This is a genomic window from Bacillus sp. GMa5/1 (genome assembly GCF_050172015.1).
GTDB lineage: Bacteria > Bacillota > Bacilli > Bacillales > Bacillaceae_G > Bacillus_A > Bacillus_A cereus.
Map to the genome: position 1 here is coordinate 1 of NZ_JBNLYC010000088.1, position 18,524 is coordinate 18,524.

An 18,524-nucleotide genomic window follows, 5' to 3' on the forward strand; every position below is an offset into this window, starting at 1 on the left:
CAGAATACTTCACTTTAAATAAAGTAATGTATTCTGTATGTTTTCAAATAGTTTTTATCTATCTTGTATGTATAAGTCCCAGGCTTCATCAAATATAGACATACTTTCTAGCATTCCGCTCAACTCTAAGTATGAACTAATTTCATCATAGTCTTCAGATTGCTTCGGAAAACTTAAATCATCATACATCGCCTCTGCTAAATCTGAAATTTCATTTCTAAATAAAGCTGCACGATGCTTCATCATATAATGGTAAAATGTCTTTTTCAAAAATATTCCCTACCTTTCTAACTTGGGTACATTATACAAGGCAAAAAAGAAAAAAACCAGCATAAAAGCTGGTTAAAAGTCGAAATAATTTCTTTTTAATAGACGCGGTCTTCCCATTAATTCTTCATATGTTAGTTGTTTTGGTAAATCTTTCGTGTAAATTAAGAATAATTGATCTTCAATTTCTTTTACTGTATGGTCTGATTGATAGTCCATCCCACACGAGGAACAAGAAATACATGGTGTCTCTTGGATTTCAATGGCTTTCGTACCATCTGGTAATTCCCAATATACAGTATTCAAGCTTTCTTTCGCTTCTGTACTGTCACACCACATACAATTCATACTGCATCACCCTCAGTTTTTTTGTCGTTTTCTTCTAACTTAGCCATTTGTGCTTGATATTTTTTATCTTTTAATTGATCGCGCTTATCACGTTTATCTTTTAAAGATGCATGAGTATCATTATCTTCGTAGTCTTTACGACGGTTCATACGCTGTAAGTCGTCTGGAACGAGGTTAAATTTCTTATCGCTCATAAGACCTGCGATACCAACATCTGAACGTTTTTCTTCGTAGTTCGGATAAATCTCTTTAAAGTATCCTTCCGCTCTTCCTGGAATATAGCTCTCTGGCTCTGGATACGTCGTAATAACACCTTCAAAGTTACGAAGTACAACTTTATCTGCACTTTGTGAGATTAAATAGTTTGGTTGAAGTGCAATTTTACCGCCTCCGCCTGGCGCATCAACAACGAATGTCGGAACAGCATAACCAGATGTGTGTCCACGTAAACCTTCAATAATTTCAAGACCTTTAGATACTGGTGCACGGAAGTGACCGATACCTTCAGATAAGTCACATTGATAAATGTAGTATGGACGTACACGGATTTTTACTAAGTCATGCATAAGTTTTTTCATAATTGGAACGCTGTCGTTAATACCAGCTAAAATTACTGCTTGGTTTCCGACTGGAACACCAGCATTCGCTAACATTTCACATGCCTTTTTCGATTCTTCAGTAATTTCAATAGATGTATTGAAATGTGTATTTAACCATACTGGATGGTATTTTTTAATAATGTTACATAAGTTTTCTGTAATACGTTGTGGGAATACTACTGGTGCTCTCGTTCCGATACGAATAATCTCAACATGCGGAATCTCTCGTAAATTTTTTAATACATATTCTAAAATTTTATCGTTAATTAGAAGTCCGTCACCACCGGAGATTAATACATCTCGTACTTGTGGCGTTTCACGAATATAAGCAATTGCATCATCTAATTGTTTCTTCGGTACACCCATTCCAATTTGTCCACTAAAACGACGACGTGTACAGTAACGACAATACATAGAACATTGATTTGTTACTAAGAATAGTACACGGTCCGGATAACGATGTGTTAGCCCTGGAACTGGTGAATCTTCGTCTTCGTGAAGTGGGTCTTCTAAATCATATTTTGTTTTATATAACTCTTCCGAAATCGGTACTGATTGCATCCGAATCGGACAGCGTGGATCATCAGGATTCATTAGCCAAGCATAGTACGGTGTAATGTTTAACGGGATCGTTTTCGTTGAAATTTTAACGCCCTCTTCTTCTTCAGGTGTTAAGTTAATCACTTTTCTTAAGTCATCTAACGTTTTGATCGTATTCGTTAATTGCCAAACCCAATCATTCCATTGCTCTTCAGTAACATCTTTCCATAATTCGATATCCTTCCAGTGACGATTTGGTTTGTATACATCATGTAACATTGCTATTCCCCCTTTTTATACGCTCATCCTTTATATAAGCAATAGTTATGCCAACTTTACATTGTTGATAAGTAAATGTGCGGAGAACCCTATTACATAAGCAAAAAAATATTTTTAAGCGTTGTATGAAATCAATACTTAACATCATATTCATTACTTTTTATATATGTAAACGCTCTTTTATTGGTGCAAACACACAAAAACCGCCGATTATTCGGCGGTTTTGTCGTACTTGCTCAGTTTATATTGAAGCGTTTGACGAGGGATACCCAACATTTTTGCGGCTTGTAATATATTCCCTTCCGTTTCAATCAACGCTTGATCTATTAATTCTTTTTCTGTTTGATGAAGTGCTTCTCTAAGTGGCATTATACCCTTCTTCTTCGAAAACTTCTCTTTCCGAAATGTACGTGGTAAACAATTGGCTGTTAATGTATTCCCTTCTGCAATAATAACAGCATGTTCAATCGTATGTTTTAACTCCCGGACATTTCCAGGCCACTGATAAGCTTGCAGTCTATCTTTCGCTTCCTCATCAATTTGAAGTACACCTTTTTTATAACTTTTATTATATTCTTTCAAAAAATAAGATGCTAATAATAGTACATCCTCAGTTCTTTCACGAAGCGGTGGGATATATAATGAAAATACGTTTAAGCGATAATATAAATCAGTGCGAATTTTATTCTCTCGTAAACATATTTCTGGAGGCTGGTTCATTGCGGTAATAACACGAACATCTACTTTTCTCGTCTTATTATCACCAATTCTTCTAATGACCCCATCTTCTAACACTCGTAACATTTTTGCCTGCAAATCAAGAGGCATTGAATTCAGTTCATCTAAAAATAATGTACCACCATCAACAAGTTCAAATAGCCCAGCTCTTTCAATCGCTCCCGTATAGCTTCCTTTTGTCGTTCCAAACAATAAACTTTCTAATAGCGACTCTGGTAAAGCTGCACAGTTTTGTGCAATAAATGGCTTGTTTTTTCTTTTAGAAGCTTCATGAATTGCTTGTACGAACAGTTCTTTTCCTGTTCCTGTTTCACCATATATTAAAACATTCGCGTCTGTTGGTGCTACTTTTTGTGCTAACTCTTTCGTCTGTTTAAACCGCGTATCATTTGTCACTATCGTCTCAAATGCAGCGTGCTTTTTAATCACTTTTTTTCTAGATGATCGCTTTATTTTCGACTGTAAGTCAACAATTGTGTCAGTAAGTTTTTGAATTGTAGAGTAATCCTTTGCAATTTCAACAGCCCCAGCAATATTCCCATCTATAAAAATAGGTAACGTCGTATTTACTGTACAAACATCTTCACCATTTAAATTTTGATAATGTTGTACCTGATGTACGATAGGTTTTTTTGTATCTAGTACTTTCATCAATGTACTCGTTTCCCTTGATAAAGACGGGAACGCTTCTAACAGATGTTTCCCTAACACTTTTTCAATCTTGGATCCATCGTGTTTTGCAGCTACAGAATTATAAAATATTGTAATTCCATTTTCATCTACAGCGTGTATAGCCTCATCAATACTGCCCAAAATCGCTTCAATGACTTCTTGTGTCGAAACTGCTAGCAATGTCATCCCCCCTCTTGCCGAAAATCCAGCAATTACATGCCGAATTTTCGGCACACCTATGTGCGATTGTAAGCATGACGATTCCGTTCTATAATTTTGACCAATTTTATATTTTCATTAGATAACTCGAAACTCTAATTAGTACAACTTTTTCGAACACCCAGCTCCACCTAACTGTTTTGCTTTACAGCCAAATTTTGAGACGGAAGTTTTACTGCTTTCGAATAACTAGATAGATCTTTCACCCATATATTCATATCTTCCAACTTATCGAAAATGTAGCAATTATTCGCCAGTCTTCCTGTATACGTATAGCCTAATTGATGAAAGGCAGCATTCATTCCGAAAGAAAGCGATCGAGCAATTGTATAGGAGCAGAAAATAGATCTTTCTCGAAGCTCTTCCTCTAATTTAATTAATAAACTTTTCATAAATCCATGTTTACGATATTCAGGTAAAGTAGCACAATTCGTTAATTCTGCATTCCCTTCCTTTATGTTCATTTCTGCAGATGCTGTACTAATAATTTTCCCCTCAAATTCATACACGTAGTAAATTGTATCGTCTTCTTTCATCGTCTGTAATACATAACTCGCTTCATTTAAAGGTGTCGGATACACTTCAAATACTTTTCCGAAGACAGTTGCTAATTCTTCTGCATCTTCTTCATTCGCTTTTCTCAGCAAAAATTTCTCTGGAACTACTTTTTCTTTTATTTCTTTTCCTTTTACACCGCTTAATATAGTATCTTCCTCAGTCCAATGCATACTATTTCGTCTTTCATCATTATTATATTTCACAAAAAAGTATGCATCGTGTCCTTGAAAATAATGAGGTATCGTTGCTTCCAACAAAAAACCGAAAGAGAGCCATGTTGAAACATGCTCTCCCTTTCCTTTAATAATACATTTAGTGAAAGAATGTTTCTCTGCTAGTTCGTCAATTGTCTGTATAATACTTTCAACATTTCCTGTATAGTGATCTACCCGGATACGTTTATTAAAATAATCTAAAACGCCTTCTACTGTATAACAATTCGTCTGTTCTCTAAAAGATTCATAGTATTTCATTTTTTCACCTCACACCAATCTAGTAATGTACATGCAATAATTTTTGCGGCAGCTATCATTTTATCAACTTCTATATATTCGTTTGGATAGTGTGCTACTTTCGTCTCTCCTGGACCAAATACTATTGTTGGTACGTTTGCAATTTGTGTAAATAAACCTCCATCAGTCCCCCACGGAGATGCTTCAATAATTGGTTCGTTCCCTTCGATTTCAACAAAGTTATGATGAAGTGTTGTAATGAGTTCATGATTTTCTTCTAATTCACCAGGAACCCATCTCGCTCCAAACCATTCTACTTCTACCGGATTTTCAACAAACCAATTGTCCACATCATTTAATTCAACAATCCAATTCTCAAACTCTTCTTTTGCCGCCTCTATAGTCTCATTCGGCGCAACACCGCATCTTCCTTCTAAAATTAATTCATCGGGAACAGAACTTGGCCAACTCCCTCCTTCAATTTTGCCAATGTTAATTGGAATTGGAATTGGAATTCCTTTAAATAACGGATCTGTAATTCGACTATTTCTTTTCTCCTCTAGCTTTCTTACATGTTCTATAACAAACATGCTTTTTTCAATTGCACTAACCCCTTCATAGCGCGTTCCACCATGTGCAGCTTTCCCTTTTACACGTAGACGAAACCACATGGAACCTTGTTGTTTCGGGAAAAACTTCATATTAGTAGGCTCTGGAATAATGACACCATCTGCTTTATATCCTCGTAATATAGTTGCTAATGTCCCTGCTCCACCACTTTCCTCTTCTATTACACTTTGAAAATAGATGTCTCCTTTTAATTCAATACTAGATTCAATGATCGCTTCCATCGCAAGCATAAGTGCGACATTTCCGCCCTTCATATCCGTCGTTCCACGGCCATATATACGATTCCCTATTTTCTCACCGCTATAAGGGTGATGTTCCCACTGTTTCACATCCCCTTCTGGAACTACATCAATATGCCCATTTAATATCATAGATTTCCCGTCGCCACTTCCTTTTAAAGTTGCTACAATATTTGGGCTATCTGAAAAACTTGTACGGGGTGATACAAAATAAGGATGATCTTTCATTTTAGAAAAGGAGGGCTCCCATATATCGAGATCTAAACCTAATTCACGTAATTTTTCAATCACAATTGCCTGCGCACCGCTTTCATCACCAGATACGCTCTTTTCTTGAATTAATCGTTTTAAAAATTTCACACTTTCCTCTTCATGGCTCTCAATATAATCACAAACTTGCTTTTTTAATTGCTCCATATATTACATCTCCCTTCATTCAATTACTAGTAAGTTAGAACTAATTTGAAAATCAGCTTCTGTATGTCGTTTTACATCTTCTACTGTGTATGGGCTCATTAATTCTTGTAATATAAGTCCACTCGGAGTTACCTCCATGACTGCCATATCAGTAATAATTAAATCTACACATTTCTTTGAAGTTAATGGCAATGTACACTCTGAAACAATTTTTGCATTTCCGTACTTATCAACATGATTCATCACAACAACGACCCGCTTCGCTTTTTGTGCTAAATCCATTGCTCCACCAATACCTGGAACACGTTTTCCAGGTACAATCCAGTTTGCTAAATCGCCATTTTCACTTACTTGTAATGAACCAAGAATCGTTATGTCTAGCAAACCTTTTCGAATCATCCCAAACGCTGTGCAGCTATCGAAATAACTCGCTCCTGTTATAAGAGAAGTTGGTAAACCTGCTGCATTACACAAATTTTCGTCTTCATTCCCTTTACTTGGCGTTGGTCCCATGCCCACGATTCCATTTTCCGCATGAAACATAACATTTATATCGTCAGGCAAATGATTTGGTACAAGCGATGGTATGCCAATACCTAAATTTACAATCATACCATTTTGTATTTCTTTCGCCGCACGCCTAGCAATCTTATCCCTCACTTCTACGCCCATACCCATTTCCAGTTCACTCCTTCCGACGGTACAATATAATTTACGAAAACACCTGGAACGACAATTTCCTCTGGATCTAAACTTCCAAGCGGGACTATTTCTTCCGCTTCTACAATTGTTATATCCCCAGCCATCGCTACGTGAGGATTCATATTTCGTGCACTTTTGTCAAATACAAGGTTACCAAACGGATCTGCCTTTTTTGCATATACAATTGAAACTTCAGCAGTTAATGCTGTTTCAACTAAGTAGGTCTTACCATTCATTTCAACTGTTCGTTTTCCCTCTTCCACAATCGTATCAACACCAACATCAACTAAAACACCACCAAGACCAACGCCACCAGCGCGAATACGCTCTGCTAATGTTCCCTGCGGAGAAAACTCAATTTGTAATCTTCCCTCGTTTAGTTGCCTTCCTGCATTTGGATTGGAGCCAATGTGAGAAGTAATTATTGATTTAACTCTTTCATTTGTAACAAGACGACCGATACCTACATCAGGAAATCCAGTGTCATTTCCGATTAAATTTAAATTTGTAACGCCTTTTTCTAAAATTGCCTTTATTAAAGATGGAGGGGATCCAATCCCTCCAAATCCCCCAAACATCAATGTCATATCATCATGGAACAAAGAAATTACTTCCTCAATTTCTTTTAATTTACCGAATGTATTTGTAATAGTTGTCATGCGATACTATGCCCTCCTTTTTGCATCATCTCTTCCACACTTTTAGAGAAAATTGAAAGTAATTCATCTAACTCGGAATATGTAGTTGTCATTGGCGGTGCTACAAGCAGTGCACTATCTTCTTTTCCTGCTTGCCCTGAAACTGCTTGGTATAAAAGCAGACCATTTTTAGCTGCAACTGAAATAAGCTCTGACGCTTTTGTAAACGGTTGCAATTCTACTCCGATTAGCAACCCTTTTCCGCGCACATCAGCAATGATTGTCGATTGTTGTTGAACTTTCTGTAAGCCTTTTATTAAATACTCTCCCTTTTCTGCTGTTTTCTCAGGAAGATTATGTTTCTCCATATATTCAATAACAGCTAAAGCCGTTGCTGCAGACAATGGATTTGCACTTAACGTATGACCGCTCATTACTGAACGTGATCCACGTAATATTGGTTCCATAACACGATCACTTACAACTGTCGCTGCCATCGGTGTATATCCCGCTCCTAACCCTTTACCAAGTGTCATAATATCCGGCTCTACGCCCCAATGCTCCATCGCAAACCATGCTCCAGTACGACCAAGCCCAGTCATTACTTCATCCGCAATAAATAAAATATCGTAATGATTACAAATATCTTTAATGACTTTATAATAGTCTTTCGGCGGAACAACCGCGCCTCCAGCTGCTCCGATAATCGGCTCAGCAATAAAAGCAGCAATATGCTCTGCACCAATTCTTTCAATTGATCTTTCTAGTTCAGTCGCACATGCCAGCTGACAAGTTGGATATACCTTTTGAACAGGACATCTGAAACAATATGGAGCTGGTATAGTCGGATAATCTTCCAAAATAGATACGAAACGTTGTCTACGTAGTGGATGCCCAGACATTGATAAAGCACCCATCGTAATACCGTGATAACTCATCCATCTTGATAAAATTTTATGTTTCCCTTGAATACCTCGCTCTTGAAAATGCTGAATTGCAATTTTCATAGCTGTTTCATTCGCTTCCGTACCACTATTTACAAAAAAACTCCAGTTCAAATCTCCTACACTTAAATCACTTAACTTCTTCGCTAATTTTTCAGCTGGTTCACTCGTAAACTGTGATCTATAAACGAAAGCAATCTCCTCAGCTTGCTTTTTAATAACGTCTGCAATCTCCTTTACGCCATGCCCAATACCTGCCGTAATTGCTCCTGACGAACCATCAAAATATTTATTGCCATTTTGATCATACAAATAAACACCTTTTCCATGTGAAATCATTGGATACGGCTGACCAACAAGTGGTTTAATTAAGTAATCGCGCATAGCGCTCCCCCATTTCTCCAATTTGTATATATATGAAGAAAATTGACGTTTCTTTCATAAAAAAGAATCCTCTGCAAAAGCAGTGAATTTATCAAAAAACTATTATAAAATATACAAATGAGTGCTTAAAAAATTTTATAAAACAGAAAATTCAGAACTAAAAAACCGAAGACCAACCCTTTTCTATACGCCCAAATGACCCTCCTTTTTATATGAAATGACTGCATCACCAAATGTTTTTATAGCATAATGCCAGCTGTCCTTAAATACCGACATTCTGTACACTTCGACGGAACTCCCGTTAAACTCCTTCCTATTATCCTACTTTAAATTGCATATTTTAAAACAAATTTCGACACCCACCTTACTAATCAATTCAGATTCCTATTCATTATGTAAACTTTTCATTTTTAAACTATAAAAAAAGAACCGATTAACCACACTAATCAGTTCGTCATGACGCTCTCTTATGGGTTAATACTGTCAATTGCTAAAATAAATAGAAAAATGAAGTTTACAAATTCATCCTACAGTCTATAACACAAAACCTTTTCATAACTTCATTCACAATTACTATCGGGATATCCCTATCCCGAAGTGGCACTCCTTTCCTCAGATTCAAAGTATCTTTCCTTTATAATTTATGTAGGACAATTATCACTTTGTATGTGTATTTGCCTATAATTAAAAAAATCCCTAGTTTTCTAGCGATTTTTGGACATGTATTCAATATGTTAATTGAAATGCACTTTCAATTTGGCATTTATTTTACTTTCGTACAGTCATATGTACTGCTTTACTCTGTGAAATTCTCGTAAGCACCAGCACCTCTTTATGAAAACATATTTGTTGTCACTTTTTAATTTTCCCTTTATAAAATCATTTTTTTTGCATAACCGCTTTCTTGCTTCGCATATAGTTTTAATGATGACAAAGGAGGAATGTTCATGTCTCAATCTGAAATCGAAAAATATGGACAAGAAGTTACGCAATACGAACAGCTCGCACGTTACTATCAGTTTCGTAACCCTAAAAAATATATAGAATTATATATGAAATATTACGATGCACTATCAAAACTTGTACAGGCGTATGAAACAAGAGACTCACAAGAAGCTGCTTTACCATCACATATAAGAATTTTTCATGCCGATCCAAATATACCGGCGGTTGACATTTTAGTAAACGGACAAAAGGTTATTAAAAATATTTCATTTAAGCAATTCAGCCCTTATTTATCATTAGTGCAAGGTAAATACCGTATAGATATTGTTCCTGTCGGAAATGAAACTCCAATCTTTTCAGCGTTGGTACCAATAATGGGAAATCATACTTATACTCTTGCTGCAATAAATAGTGATAATCACCTACAATTACAACCTATACTTGATAATACACATTTACCAGCTGGTCAAGCAAAAATACGCTTTGCACATTTCTCTCCAGATACCCCTGTTGTAAATGTAGATTTAAAAGATGGAGATCATTTATTTGAAAATGTACTCTTTAAACAAATAACCGATTTTTTGCAAGTTAGCCCTGGTACAGCAGATATTGAAATTTCACTCGCAGATAATAAAAACGTTTTATTGACTATACCGAAATTCAATGTTGAACCAAATGTTATTTATACAATTTCAATAGTAGGTTATTCAACTAAAGATCCTAAATTAGAAGCCGTTATACTCACAAATTAAAACAGTCTACACCATTCATTTGGTGTAGACTGTTTATTTTTGAAATGCAATTTGAAATTCTGTCCAATCGTTATCTGATCGACACATAATGGATCCATTATGTTTTTCCACAATTTGTTTACATACAAATAATCCAATACCAGTCCCTAACTTTTTAGTAGTTACAAATGGTTCAAAAATCGTTTCTACATTTTCAGCTGGAATCATTGGTCCATTATTTTTTATCACAATTCGAATAGCTTGATCTTCTTCAAATACATCAATGATAATTTTTCGTTCTTCTTTCATTGATTCAAGAGCATCAATTGAATTCATTAATATGTTTAAAAATACTTGTCTCACTTCACTTCGATAACCAACAAGCGGAATTGGATACGGTAAATTCTTTTCAATCAAAACATTCGCATTGACCAAACTCGGATATAAAAATTGTATAATGTCTTGAAACAAGTCATTAAGCCAAAACCGTTCCGATTCATTCCACATTTCTTTTTTTGATACGAGTAAAAATTGCGAAATACGAAAATTTAATTGATCTAATTCATGCGAAATAATATCTAAATACGATAAACTCGGATGATCTGCCTTTAATAATTTGACAAACCCCATAATGGAAGTAAGCGGATTACGAAATTCATGTACAAAACTAGCTGACATTTGTCCTAAAATCGTCAGTCTTTCTTTATGTGTTTCGTTAATATATTGCTGTTTTTCCTCTAAATTCTTCGATATAATTTCCGAGTATTTTAAAACGGTATAATAAATTAATTTGTCAAAACAAGTATGTATTTTTGCCATAATTGGTTTCAATTCACGAGCACTAACATCTAATTCACACATCGCTTCGAAAAGTTCATTTCTTCCCACGTTTGCGTTATAAACAAAATCTCCAATATTCGCATCTGCTCCAGCACGTTCAATAGCAATTTTCTCACATAACGGTTGAAGATAATTTATATCTTTATCTTCCATAGTAAGTTCGATAATTAACTCTAGTAAATCCTCTCCATTTTGAACTACTTCTAGTTTAAATGGATCTTTTTCGGAAATTATCATTTTGTTTTTCCAGTTCTCTACGAATTGGTGCCTATTGTTTTTCAAGTGTGAACAAAATATTTCTTTAATATCCTTATCGATTGGAAAAACCTCCATTCCCTCCATTTCCATACGACGAATACCCTTTATATTTTGAATATTAACACAAAAAATACGATTCGTTAATAGATTTTTGTCACATTTTGTTAATTTCTGTTGATAAAATTATTTTTTCTTTCTTATTTAACTAATTGTATGCAAATCCCCTTTTTCCTTCACATATTTTCATTATTTCCGTAATCAAAACGACTTTTTTGCATCATTTTTAATTCTTGCGTACAATAGAAAATGAAAGGTGTGAAAAATATGGTAAATAAAAATGTGGAAGATTATCTCCAAGAAGGCATTTACGGCCAAAAGCAAAACAAACCAGAAGAACGTAATATGTATTTAACTACATTACGTGAGCGTGTGGAAATCGCTTTAACGATCGGTCAAGTAATGCAAAGTAATGTATACTCTGAAGTGGCGGGTAGCATGCGCCCTTCTCAATCATTACAACTCCTCCTAAATGGTGGCATTGCTTACCCACATTTATCAAAATACATTAAATTAGCAAACGAAAAAAATGTTCCTTTTACAATTGTTCAAAATAAAGATACAAAAACACCCATCGGTTTAGTATTAACTCATGCTACTGCTGTAGATAAAGAACAAATTTATGTAGAAGATACTATTTTCAAACAAGAAATGAAGTAAAAGTTACACTTAATTAAATAGTTACTAGCAGCGTAAAAAACGAGTATGGAATCGTAAACATTTCCTACTCGTTTTTTAGTGCAAGTTTTAAGTTTTTCTATTTTATTTTTTAATACATACTAATTTCATTTCTGTCATTTCTTCTATTGCATATTTAATTCCTTCACGCCCCGTACCACTTTCTTTCACACCACCATAAGGCATATGATCTACTCTGAACGTTGGGATATCATTAATCATGACACCACCAACCTCTAGCTCATCAATTGCACGCATTGCTTTAAATAAATTATTTGTGAATACACCTGCCTGTAAGCCGTAACGCGAATTATTTACTTGTTCAATCGCTTCATCAAATTCTTTAAATGTATTTACTGTCATGAGTGGACCGAATACTTCTTGGCACTGCACAGATACATGATCTGGAACATTTGTTAATACAGTCGGTTCAAAAATTCTTGCATCCCGCTTCTTACCACCGCATAAAACAGTTGCTCCTTCCTTAATTGCTTCTTGAACCCACATATCAATTCGCTCTACATCTCTTTTTGAAATTAAAGCTGATACATCCGTTTCCTCAAGCAGTGGATCACCAACAACAACTGATTCCATCGCTTTCTTTAGCTTCGAAAGAAATTCATGCATTTTCGTTTCATGTACAAAAACACGTTGTACTGAAATACAAACTTGCCCATTATTAACAAATGCTCCCCATTTTACACGTTCAATTATTTCATCTGTTAACTCTACATCTTCATCAATGATAACAGCAGCATTTGAGCCTAGTTCTAACGTAACTCGTTTTAGCCCAGCCTTTTGTTTTATTCCGATTCCAACTTTTGGACTTCCGGTAAAAGTAATAGAAGCAACGTAATCATTTTTGACGATTGCCTCACCAACCGTGGAGCCAGGACCAGAAATGATATTTAAAGCTCCATTTGGCAATCCTGCCTCTTCAAATAACTCAACTAATGCATAAGATGATAATGGCGTTTGATCAGCTGGCTTTAATACAACTGTATTTCCGGCAGCGATTGCTGGTCCAACTTTATGCGCTACTAAATTTAATGGGAAATTAAATGGTGTAATAGCCCCTATAACCCCAATCGGCTTTCGGATTGTATATGCAATACGCCCATCTGCACCAGGTGCGGCGTCTAATGGCAATGTCTCACCATATATACGCTTCGCTTCTTCAGCTGCAAATTTGTATGTTTGAACAGTACGATCTACCTCTCCCCTTGCAGCACGTATTGGTTTTGCAGCTTCTTTTGCAATAATCTCTGCAAATTCTTCTCTTCTTTCATCCATTTTTTGTGCAACTTTCTCTAAAATAGTCGCACGATCATATGCAGATAATTTATTCATTTTTGTCATTGCATTTTTTGCAGCAGTAACAGCCTCTTTTACATCTTCTTCCGTGCCTTGTGCAATTTCCGCTAATGTTTCTTCAGAATATGGTGCGTACAATGGTTTATACGTGTTTACAGATTTCCAATCTCCATTTATATATAAATGCTTTTTCATACTTCTTCTCCTTCCAAATATATGTATACAACAATACTTCACCTAGTGAAAGGTTTGACTTATGTCATTGTATCATAGCCCTTATCCCTCAAAAAACATTATGCTCAAAAAAACTCTGCTATATAGCAGAGTTTACGAGCTAATTTGCTCTTGTAACGAAATTTGTTTTTCATCTTCTAAAATAACAATCGATTCTACTATCTTTGTAACTTCTAATCTTTTTATATAATGTCCATCTAATTCTTTCACACAAAACTTATAATTTTCAATTTCAATGGAATCCTCTTCAGCAATCTCTATATTCTTCGTTAAAATCCAACCACCGATTGTATCAACACCATCATCATCAATCCCTAAACCAAATAACATATTCACTTCACTAACAAGTACTTTTCCCTCTAGTATCGTCTTCGTTTCACTAACCTTTTGAATTTCTGGCTGCTCATCCGTATCAAACTCATCCTGAATATCTCCAACAATTTCTTCCAGAATATCTTCAACAGTAACAAGTCCAGATGTTCCACCATATTCATCTATCAATATAGCAATATGTGTTCTTTCTTTTTGCATTTTTAAAAACAAATCATGAATTGGAATAGAATCGATAACTAAAATAATTGGTCTCATATATTGCTCTACTGTCTTCTTATTAACAGCTTTATGTTGTACAAATTCAGTAAAAATATCTTTAAAATTCACAAAACCTATTACGTGGTCTTTGTCGCCATCAACAACTGGATACCTTGTATATTTTTCACGAGACATTTTTTGCAAAGCTTCTTCAGCAGGCATCTCTTTACTTATAATATTCATTTCAGTTCGAGGTACCATTATTTCTTTTGCAATGCGATCATCAAATTCAAAAATTTTATTCACATATTTATATTCAGATTGATTAATCTCACCATTTTTATAACTTTCTGAAACTAACAACCGTAATTCTTCTTCTGAATGAACCTCATCATGTCCCTTCGGCGGTTTCAGCCCTAGCAGCTTCGTAATGATTCGAGCTGAACCATTTAATAGCCAAATGAATGGGAATGCAATACGATAAAAGAAAATTAACGGCTTAGAAACAAGTAAACTCACTTGTTCAGATTTTTGAATTGCAAATGTTTTTGGAGCCAATTCACCTATTACAACATGTAAAAAAGTAATTAACAAAAACACTAAAATTACAGCAAAAATGTCTGCTAGTTGAGTAGAGATATTCCAATTTGCAAAAAGCGTATCAAACATTTGCTTTAACGCAGGTTTACCAAACCACCCAATTCCTAAAGCTGTAACAGTAATTCCCAGCTGACAAGCAGATAAATATTCGTCTAAGTTTGTAATGACTGTTTTGACCGATGTTGCACGATTATTTCCTTCTGCAATTAAATAGTCAATTCGTGAACTTCTCACTTTAACAATTGCAAATTCTGCTGCAACGAAAAATGCCGTTAAAGCAATTAAAACAATCACTATACTTATACTATATATGTCCAAATACTTTTCCTTACTTACTTTGTAAGCAAGGAAGCCACCTCCTACTTAATTTTATTCAAGTGAAGTAAGCATTCTAATACTCTAACAAAATTCTACATTAGCAACCACCTTTTTATATATTATATGCATACATAAAAAAGATATTTATCATTATGATAATCTAATTCATTTACACTCGTCAAATTATTCTAAATGTTACGATAAAACATTTTTATTTAAACGAACTATTCTTCTCAACTCAATTTCGTGAAAAAACACTTTCTTTGCCGATTCCACACTTCTTTTGTCGCACTAGAAGGGAACTTACTTCATAGCTCGAAATCATTCAACAGGATATATATAGGAGGGATTATTTTGGAATATAAAACACCATTTATCGCAAAGAAATTAGGTGTTAGCCCAAAGGCTGTTGTCCGGATCGCACAACAATTAAATCTTACGATAGAGAAAAACAAATATGGCCACTTTATTTTCACACAAGAGGATGTCGATCAAATGTTAGAACACCATCGATTTCAAATAGAGCAATCTCAAAATTCTCAATCTACTCAAAAGGCTTCCTCAAATGAAGTTGAGGAATTAAAAACTCAAGTTAATACAATTGTTCAAAACATATTACCCAATGATTTTGAGCAATTAGCTGATCAATTAAACACTATTACGAGAAGACTTGATCGAATGGAAGAACAAATGCAAGATAAGGCAAATGATGTCGTCACGTACCAACTTTTACAACACCGTCGTGAAATGGAGGAAATGTTAGAGCGAATTCAAAAATTAGAAGCTGCCCTAACGAAAGAAGAACCCATTTATATTACTCCTGATTCAAAACCAACATATGAACGAGAAAAGAAACCGAAGCGCCGCAAAATGATTTTTAGTATATTTGGATTATAATTTTTAGACCCTTATTAAAATAATAAGGGTCTTTTTTAATGAAGAGTTATATCCTATACAAATATTATTCTCTTTATTATACATATTCACTTCGCTTTATTTCGTTAACATAATATTTTTACTGTATTCTGCAATTAATGCCTGTGCATGAGCATTCCCTTGAATCACATCACGAAATTCTTTTAAAGAATACAAATGCGTAACCCCTTTTCGAGCATGAATTCTTACTGGTACACCTTGTAAAGTATCATGAAACTGAAATGGATTATCTATTGGCTCAATTGGAAAACCAAGTGTAAGTAAATACATATACATTCTTTTTGTTACTGCTGCAATGTACCATTCAGCTTTTGTTTCTAACGCATGTATAAATAAAATAGCTGTTAGCCTTTTGAAATGTCCTCTCCCACGAGACGTTTTCGAAATACTTAACTTGCCTATTTCATATACATTCTTCAAATCTTTTACTAAATCATTTTTAGAAAACGGATAGAAAAACTCAGAATTTGATTGTTCAGGTACCGTATACTTAATACATTCCACTGTACCAATAGGATGTTCATCTTCTATTAATAAAAATCGTGATGGATTTAAATTACGTTCTACGAACATTAAGTTTCTTTCCTCACAAAAATCTCCCCATAGTTGCTCGAACCCAAAATGTTCTTCCTTTGTTTGAACACGCTGGAACATATTTAACCGCCTTTCCCATCGCCGCTCTGTTTTTGATAACGCTTTCACTATCTATCATATAAAAACAAATCTTCGTATGCAACTAAAAATATTTATGACTTATTATATTCTGCAAAATGAATTAGATTCCAATTTAATCGACTTTTATCCCGCGCTCACATTCCTTTTAATAACACATTTGTATCACTTTTCAAATCTAAATTACATTATGTTTCTTTCCATACAGCATATAATTCTTCTTAATCTAAAGAAATCCTTTATGAAAAAGGATTTCTTTTACTTCTTAATGCTTTTTAACCATTTTTCAAAAATTTGTACCATCCCATGTTTTCCAGCTAATTTCTCTTCCCCTTGTTTCGTCTTATATGGATATAACTGCAAGAAAACACCGCATCCAGACTCAATTTTTTTACTATGCATATGGCTTCCTGGATATACACAAATGACTTCATAAATTGACCTTCGATAATAGACTCGCTTTCCATCCTGTTCTTCTACATACTTTATAGACCAGTACTTATACATTTGCTCAGTTGCTTTCGTATTTCCGACGTGCTGAAAAATATTGTACATCGGACTATACTTCACTTCAATAATAATAGAAGATTTATATACGTATTTCCCATCTTCTTTTACATAACAGTCTAAGCGAATATCTGGCTTCTTCGTATCCTCACCATTGTAAAAATTACTACCTTTACTTAATGCAATAAGAGGATGTGTTTCAATTAAGTCATTAAATGCAACATGCACCTTTATATCATCTCGTTCTAAAACTACTGTCGTTCCATCTTGTAATCCATCTACATAAAAATGTTCTTGTATTTGTTCACGGATAGAGTTTCTAGCTTCAAAACCAATTTGCTCTAAAATTGAAATAACGATAAAAAAAGCGTAATATTCATACACTAAAAACGTTGGCTTATAAACAAATAATAACGATGGAGATTGATCCGTATATTGCGGGAGTACTTCTAAATGATGTAGTAATTGTTGATGTGGTATCGGTAAATCATGTAAGTTCATGTTACTTGTTTCAGTAACTTCCCTCCAAAACGAAGAATGCATTAACATTTGAAAGTATTGTACATTTTCATGCACAATATGCGCCAATATTTTATATTCTTGTATTTTCATTGAGCTCTTTCGTAAATCGGCTTCTTTTAGTAAATGTATATTTTTATATTTTTGCTTCTCTCTATCAGTTACCGATCCATTACGCTCAATTGTTTGTATAATCGTTTTTACGGCTTGAAACTCTTCTGATTTTTTCTTTTTTTCTCTTTCTAAGATTTCAATTGTTTGGCGTAAAAAACTTTTTGCTTCAATTAAATAATGATAAAATTGCATCGCTTTATATTTAAGAAATGCATTTTCCTTACTATTTTTTTGTTCCATAAACTTACGATTATAATGTTTGGCATAAGGTTTTCGTTCTGCCACTATAGTTCCTTTTCTTGTTGGCCTTCGCTCTTTTCCTTCCCATTTATATTCATTTATAAATTTTGAGCTTGATTCTATTTTCTTAAAGATTTGCTTTATCATTTTCATTTTTTGGGGTAACTTTCTAAGTAACACTAAATAAGAAGAATCCTCAATATCGCTAAGTGCAGAGAAGGTCTTTTTATAGTAACCTCTATCCAAAATCAACTCATTTAAAATTGACTTCACATAGTCTTGAATCATTTCAAATTGATCATCAAAAAAGTTTTTCGGTACGATTTGAAATGCGCCATAATACGTTGTATCTTCTATACGCACTTCAAAATGGTATAAACCACAGCGCCATGGATAAAAGAATT

Annotated in this window: 17 protein-coding genes; 3 read left to right on the forward strand and 14 right to left on the reverse strand. The window is 34.5% G+C overall.

What is annotated here, in order from left to right:
- Positions 1 to 54: 54 nt before the first annotated feature.
- From ACQGSG_RS18640 to ACQGSG_RS18680, 9 genes are all read right to left on the reverse strand, one after another.
- Positions 55 to 270 (reverse strand): YozE family protein, encoded by a 216-nt coding sequence (locus ACQGSG_RS18640; protein WP_000750717.1) that lies wholly within the window; start codon positions 268 to 270, stop codon positions 55 to 57.
- A 72-nt stretch (positions 271 to 342) separates the two neighbouring features.
- Positions 343 to 615 carry a YokU family protein gene (locus tag ACQGSG_RS18645; RefSeq protein ID WP_000995763.1) on the reverse strand — a complete coding sequence of 91 codons (273 nt, stop codon included), beginning with the start codon at positions 613 to 615 and terminating at the stop codon, positions 343 to 345.
- Positions 612 to 2,033 (reverse strand): lysine 2,3-aminomutase, encoded by a 1,422-nt coding sequence (gene ablA / locus ACQGSG_RS18650; protein WP_000902142.1) that lies wholly within the window; start codon positions 2,031 to 2,033, stop codon positions 612 to 614. The genes ACQGSG_RS18645 and ablA overlap by 4 nt, the downstream gene beginning before the upstream one ends.
- Before the next feature lie 210 nt (positions 2,034 to 2,243).
- Positions 2,244 to 3,629, reverse strand: coding sequence for an arginine utilization transcriptional regulator RocR (gene rocR, locus ACQGSG_RS18655; protein ID WP_011110073.1), 1,386 nt, complete (start codon positions 3,627 to 3,629; stop codon positions 2,244 to 2,246).
- A 164-nt stretch (positions 3,630 to 3,793) separates the two neighbouring features.
- A complete protein-coding gene (gene ablB / locus ACQGSG_RS18660; protein ID WP_098963507.1) occupies positions 3,794 to 4,693 on the reverse strand; it encodes a putative beta-lysine N-acetyltransferase in 900 nt (299 codons plus the stop codon).
- The gene (locus tag ACQGSG_RS18665; protein WP_325842623.1) at positions 4,690 to 5,958 is read right to left on the reverse strand and encodes a peptidase; all 1,269 of its coding nucleotides are present in this window, start codon (positions 5,956 to 5,958) and stop codon (positions 4,690 to 4,692) included. The genes ablB and ACQGSG_RS18665 overlap by 4 nt, the downstream gene beginning before the upstream one ends.
- Positions 5,959 to 5,973: 15 nt before the next feature.
- Positions 5,974 to 6,636: a CoA transferase subunit B gene (locus tag ACQGSG_RS18670; protein ID WP_000525278.1), complete on the reverse strand. Its 663-nt coding sequence runs from the start codon at positions 6,634 to 6,636 to the stop codon at positions 5,974 to 5,976.
- Positions 6,621 to 7,319 (reverse strand): acetate CoA-transferase subunit alpha, encoded by a 699-nt coding sequence (atoD, locus tag ACQGSG_RS18675; protein WP_087875326.1) that lies wholly within the window; start codon positions 7,317 to 7,319, stop codon positions 6,621 to 6,623. The genes ACQGSG_RS18670 and atoD overlap by 16 nt, the downstream gene beginning before the upstream one ends.
- Positions 7,316 to 8,626, reverse strand: a complete 1,311-nt coding sequence (locus tag ACQGSG_RS18680) for an aspartate aminotransferase family protein (protein ID WP_001205879.1) — start codon at positions 8,624 to 8,626, stop codon at positions 7,316 to 7,318. The genes atoD and ACQGSG_RS18680 overlap by 4 nt, the downstream gene beginning before the upstream one ends.
- Positions 8,627 to 9,573: 947 nt before the next feature.
- On the opposite strand from ACQGSG_RS18680, the gene ACQGSG_RS18685 reads away from it, so the two are divergent.
- Positions 9,574 to 10,323, forward strand: coding sequence for a DUF4397 domain-containing protein (locus ACQGSG_RS18685; protein WP_000083284.1), 750 nt, complete (start codon positions 9,574 to 9,576; stop codon positions 10,321 to 10,323).
- A gap of 33 nt (positions 10,324 to 10,356) precedes the next feature.
- Here the strand turns inward: ACQGSG_RS18685 and ACQGSG_RS18690 are convergent, their stop codons facing one another.
- Positions 10,357 to 11,490, reverse strand: a complete 1,134-nt coding sequence (locus tag ACQGSG_RS18690; RefSeq protein WP_000425086.1) for a BA2291 family sporulation histidine kinase — start codon at positions 11,488 to 11,490, stop codon at positions 10,357 to 10,359.
- Positions 11,491 to 11,724: 234 nt separating this feature from the next.
- Here ACQGSG_RS18690 and ACQGSG_RS18695 point away from each other — a divergent pair, with 234 nt between their 5' ends.
- Complete coding sequence (locus tag ACQGSG_RS18695) at positions 11,725 to 12,117, forward strand: YueI family protein (RefSeq protein ID WP_000247557.1); 393 nt, start codon at positions 11,725 to 11,727, stop codon at positions 12,115 to 12,117.
- Positions 12,118 to 12,219: 102 nt separating this feature from the next.
- Here the strand turns inward: ACQGSG_RS18695 and ACQGSG_RS18700 are convergent, their stop codons facing one another.
- Both ACQGSG_RS18700 and ACQGSG_RS18705 read right to left on the reverse strand, forming a co-directional pair.
- Positions 12,220 to 13,644 (reverse strand): aldehyde dehydrogenase family protein, encoded by a 1,425-nt coding sequence (locus ACQGSG_RS18700; protein WP_098218327.1) that lies wholly within the window; start codon positions 13,642 to 13,644, stop codon positions 12,220 to 12,222.
- Positions 13,645 to 13,776: 132 nt separating this feature from the next.
- Complete coding sequence (locus tag ACQGSG_RS18705; protein WP_001987328.1) at positions 13,777 to 15,132, reverse strand: hemolysin family protein; 1,356 nt, start codon at positions 15,130 to 15,132, stop codon at positions 13,777 to 13,779.
- A gap of 354 nt (positions 15,133 to 15,486) precedes the next feature.
- Between ACQGSG_RS18705 and racA the strand changes: the two genes are divergently transcribed.
- Entirely contained in the window at positions 15,487 to 16,029 is a 543-nt protein-coding gene (racA, locus tag ACQGSG_RS18710) for a chromosome-anchoring protein RacA (RefSeq protein WP_000456021.1), read from the forward strand.
- A 96-nt stretch (positions 16,030 to 16,125) separates the two neighbouring features.
- Here racA and ACQGSG_RS18715 read toward each other — a convergent pair whose 3' ends face one another.
- Together ACQGSG_RS18715 and ACQGSG_RS18720 are read right to left on the reverse strand one after the other, a co-directional pair.
- Entirely contained in the window at positions 16,126 to 16,722 is a 597-nt protein-coding gene (locus tag ACQGSG_RS18715; RefSeq protein WP_000487795.1) for a hypothetical protein, read from the reverse strand.
- A gap of 276 nt (positions 16,723 to 16,998) precedes the next feature.
- The coding region (locus ACQGSG_RS18720) for a hypothetical protein (protein WP_426947786.1) at positions 16,999 to 18,524 on the reverse strand (1,526 nt) is incomplete at its 5' end.

What these genes read in the sequence shown, in the direction of transcription:
- ACQGSG_RS18645 (WP_000995763.1), bottom strand. Translation starts at nt 615, where the DNA reads ATGAATTGTATGTGGTGTGACAGTACAGAAGCGAAAGAAAGCTTGAAT.
- ablA (WP_000902142.1), bottom strand. Translation starts at nt 2,033, where the DNA reads ATGTTACATGATGTATACAAACCAAATCGTCACTGGAAGGATATCGAA.
- rocR (WP_011110073.1), bottom strand. Translation starts at nt 3,629, where the DNA reads ATGACATTGCTAGCAGTTTCGACACAAGAAGTCATTGAAGCGATTTTG.
- ablB (WP_098963507.1), bottom strand. Translation starts at nt 4,693, where the DNA reads ATGAAATACTATGAATCTTTTAGAGAACAGACGAATTGTTATACAGTA.
- ACQGSG_RS18665 (WP_325842623.1), bottom strand. Translation starts at nt 5,958, where the DNA reads ATGGAGCAATTAAAAAAGCAAGTTTGTGATTATATTGAGAGCCATGAA.
- ACQGSG_RS18670 (WP_000525278.1), bottom strand. Translation starts at nt 6,636, where the DNA reads ATGGGTATGGGCGTAGAAGTGAGGGATAAGATTGCTAGGCGTGCGGCG.
- atoD (WP_087875326.1), bottom strand. Translation starts at nt 7,319, where the DNA reads ATGACAACTATTACAAATACATTCGGTAAATTAAAAGAAATTGAGGAA.
- ACQGSG_RS18680 (WP_001205879.1), bottom strand. Translation starts at nt 8,626, where the DNA reads ATGCGCGATTACTTAATTAAACCACTTGTTGGTCAGCCGTATCCAATG.
- ACQGSG_RS18685 (WP_000083284.1), top strand. Translation starts at nt 9,574, where the DNA reads ATGTCTCAATCTGAAATCGAAAAATATGGACAAGAAGTTACGCAATAC.
- ACQGSG_RS18690 (WP_000425086.1), bottom strand. Translation starts at nt 11,490, where the DNA reads ATGGAAATGGAGGGAATGGAGGTTTTTCCAATCGATAAGGATATTAAA.
- ACQGSG_RS18695 (WP_000247557.1), top strand. Translation starts at nt 11,725, where the DNA reads ATGGTAAATAAAAATGTGGAAGATTATCTCCAAGAAGGCATTTACGGC.
- ACQGSG_RS18700 (WP_098218327.1), bottom strand. Translation starts at nt 13,644, where the DNA reads ATGAAAAAGCATTTATATATAAATGGAGATTGGAAATCTGTAAACACG.
- ACQGSG_RS18715 (WP_000487795.1), bottom strand. Translation starts at nt 16,722, where the DNA reads ATGTTCCAGCGTGTTCAAACAAAGGAAGAACATTTTGGGTTCGAGCAA.